The sequence below is a fragment of the Microcoleus sp. OTE_8_concoct_300 genome (assembly GCF_031383065.1).
Classification (GTDB): domain Bacteria; phylum Cyanobacteriota; class Cyanobacteriia; order Cyanobacteriales; family Microcoleaceae; genus Microcoleus.
In genome coordinates, this window is the sequence record NZ_JANMZH010000863.1 from 1 (window position 1) to 2815 (window position 2815).

At 47.0% G+C, this 2815-nt stretch carries 4 protein-coding genes; 3 read left to right on the top strand and 1 reads right to left on the bottom strand.

Features of this window, described 5'->3' with window-relative positions; translation table 11 throughout:
- Positions 1-211: 211 nt before the first annotated feature.
- Positions 212-808: a TerB family tellurite resistance protein gene (locus ACUVJL_RS37800; protein ID WP_445250501.1), complete on the bottom strand. Its 597-nt coding sequence runs from the start codon at positions 806-808 to the stop codon at positions 212-214.
- 78 nt (positions 809-886) lie between these two features.
- Between ACUVJL_RS37800 and tadA the strand changes: the two genes are divergently transcribed.
- The 3 genes from tadA to ACUVJL_RS37815 all read left to right on the top strand — a co-directional run bounded on the left by tadA (position 887) and on the right by ACUVJL_RS37815 (position 2601).
- A complete protein-coding gene (gene tadA / locus ACUVJL_RS37805; protein ID WP_445250502.1) occupies positions 887-1387 on the top strand; it encodes a tRNA adenosine(34) deaminase TadA in 501 nt (166 codons plus the stop codon).
- Positions 1388-1670: 283 nt separating this feature from the next.
- A complete protein-coding gene (locus ACUVJL_RS37810) occupies positions 1671-2396 on the top strand; it encodes a lysophospholipid acyltransferase family protein (RefSeq protein ID WP_445250503.1) in 726 nt (241 codons plus the stop codon).
- 52 nt (positions 2397-2448) lie between these two features.
- A complete protein-coding gene (locus ACUVJL_RS37815) occupies positions 2449-2601 on the top strand; it encodes a hypothetical protein (protein ID WP_445250504.1) in 153 nt (50 codons plus the stop codon).
- Positions 2602-2815: the final 214 nt, after the last annotated feature.

The window sequence follows — 2815 nt, forward strand, 5'->3', positions numbered from 1 at the left end:
CCTCGTGCAGCGCTTTTGGTAGGGCTTAAACAACCCGGTTTTTGAGGCTAAGGATCGCGAATTAAATAACTTACAATTTTAATTGTTATTGTGGAAGTTATTTAATTCTCATTCCTAAGAGCGCGCAAGTCCCGTCTCAAATCGAAAAAGCGTCAAATCCTCGAACTCCTCTGTCACTACTTTTACTGCTCAAAAATTTATATGCGCTGGATTATTTGCGGACTAAAATACCCAACAAGTGCTTGGCTGCTTTGCCAAATACCGGCTCGCGGGACTCGAATTCGCTGGGATCGAGTAAAGCTTTAACTTCGGCAAAAGCTTCTGAGTCGAGGGTTCCTTCTTTAGTGAATAAAGTGTCTATGACTGCAATGTGTCTGGAGTCGAGCCCGAGCCGATTTGCGATCGACTGTAAGTACATTTGCTCCCGCAGGTCGATGTATCCGTCTGCCGCTGACATTTCGTAGCCGGAACCGATGAGCAACAGCTTTTCGGATTCTGAGAACAATGCTGTCAGGGTTAGCAATTCCGTGGGGTTGAAGTAAACCTGCTGTTTGGAGATTCCTTTGACAAGGCGCTGAATTAGTTCTACCCGCTCGCGGTCGCCGCTGGCAAAGGCTTTGAGAGTCTTTTGCAGCCGTTCTTCTTCTTGAACTGCGATCGTCCTGTCACAAACCATGACTCCCCGCATGATGGAAATCAGAGCAGTCAGAAACACTACCAAAGGAGTGATATCTTGTTCGCGGAGCTTTTGCCGGCTAATGCGACACAACAGCTCAACAACTTCAGTGGTGATCGTGGTGGTATCCATAATTAAAAATGAGACTCGATAAAGCTCTAATCTAACTTTCTTTATCGATCTTAAGTTTTTCTCTTCCTTAGGTATGATGTGAATTCCCAAACTGAGCCGTTGTTTATTAGTGATACTAATTATTTTATTCACAAACGCTGGATGACTAGGGCCGTGTCCCTGGCACAAGCAGCCGGTGATGCAGGTGAAGTACCCGTGGGTGCTGCAATTGTTGACGGTACTGGCAAATTGATTGCCGAAGCGCAAAATCGGCGAGAGCGAGACTGCGATCCGACTGCTCACGCTGAAATCTTGGCTCTGCGGGCGGCCGGGCAAGTTTTGCAAGACTGGCATCTTAACCAATGCACGCTCTACGTAACGCTGGAGCCTTGCCCGATGTGCGCGGGTGCGATCATCCAAGCTCGGATTGGTCTGCTGGTATACGGAGCAGATGACCCGAAAACTGGCACGATTCGGACTGTGGCTAATATTCCAGATAGCGCGCATTCGTGTCACCGCTTAGAGGTTCTCGGCGGTATTATGGAGTCTGTTTGCCGCGATCAGTTGCTTTCTTGGTTTGAAGCACGCCGTTCAATTTAACAGGTAAAATTTTTTACTCTCTTCTGGGCGATGTTTAATCGAACTTGACCGTTTAACTGAAATAATAGATCCGTAATTGCCCGCTCAAGCTTTCGAGGCGGCCGACTGCTCTGCATTAGTGCTGTCCGGTTGGCTGAGGTTTTACCTGTTAGAGATTATCTCTTGCGGGCGCGATCGCTCGATCGGCACAATGCCAATAGCAAAACTGTCCCGATCCAAAAACTAAAGATTTGTCCAACAACTTACTTTAGACTTGAGATTTCGATAAAGCAGGTTCAGTGCTATGCCCCACACCGCCACGATCGCCGTTGAGTCCAGTAAATCATCTCTAGTGAAGCCAATGCCTGCAAAGGTAGCATTTAATACCTCTCGCGTTTCTCCTTGGTTAACCTCCTTGCTCTATCCGCTAGGTCACTATGTTGTCCTACCGCTTCATTTTGACAAGATTGATATAACCGGACAGGAGAACTTGCCGAAAGAGGGGCCTGTCATCTTAGCCCCTACGCACCGTTCCCGGTGGGATGCCCTGATGATGCCCTATTCAACGGGACAGATGGTGACTGGACGCGATTTGCGGTTTATGGTAACTGCTGATGAAGTGAAAGGACTGCAAGGTTGGTTCATCCGACATTTGGGAGGGTTTCCTGTGGATATCAAGCATCCAGCAATTCGCAGTCTCCGTTACGGGGTGGAACTTCTCCTCGACAAGGAGATGTTGGTGATTTTTCCCGAAGGCGGCATTTTTCAGGATGGCGAAGTTCACCCGATTAAGCCTGGATTGGCTCGTTTGGCAATTCAAGCAGAGTTGAGCAAACCGGGTTTGGGGGTGAAAATTGTACCGATGAGTATCCGCTATCGCCCTCGCATTCCTCAATGGGGTTCTCAGGTAAAAATTGCGATCGGTTCTGCGATTTCCGTGGCGGATTATGCCCATGGGGGCGGTAAAAAAGAAGCACGAGTCTTGACGGCCGAGATCGAAAAGGCTCTTAAAAATCTTGATGAAAGTTAAGAAGAAGGAAGTTCGGCAACGGATTATTTAACGGATGTAACGGATGTAACGGATGTCAGGAAGAAGCAAGTTCGGCAACGGATTATTTAACGGATGTAACGGATGTAACGGATGTCAGGAAGAAGCAAGTTCGGCAACGGATTATTTAACGGATGTAACGGATGTAACGGATGTCAGGAAGAAGCAAGAAGGAATTATGATATAATGTTTTCCGGTGCTGTGGAGAGATACAGCACTTATTTGCCTGCTTTGTTATGTCTGTATTAAGTGTGAGCATTAATCTGTCGGGGCGACAAGTCGCTTATAACGCTGATAGAATAAGCCTCATAGCTCTTATTCCTTGTTGGTAATTAGGTAGTTTATGTGGAGACAAAGACATTAATTCAACAACAACCTGCCAATTACTAAACATCGAATCG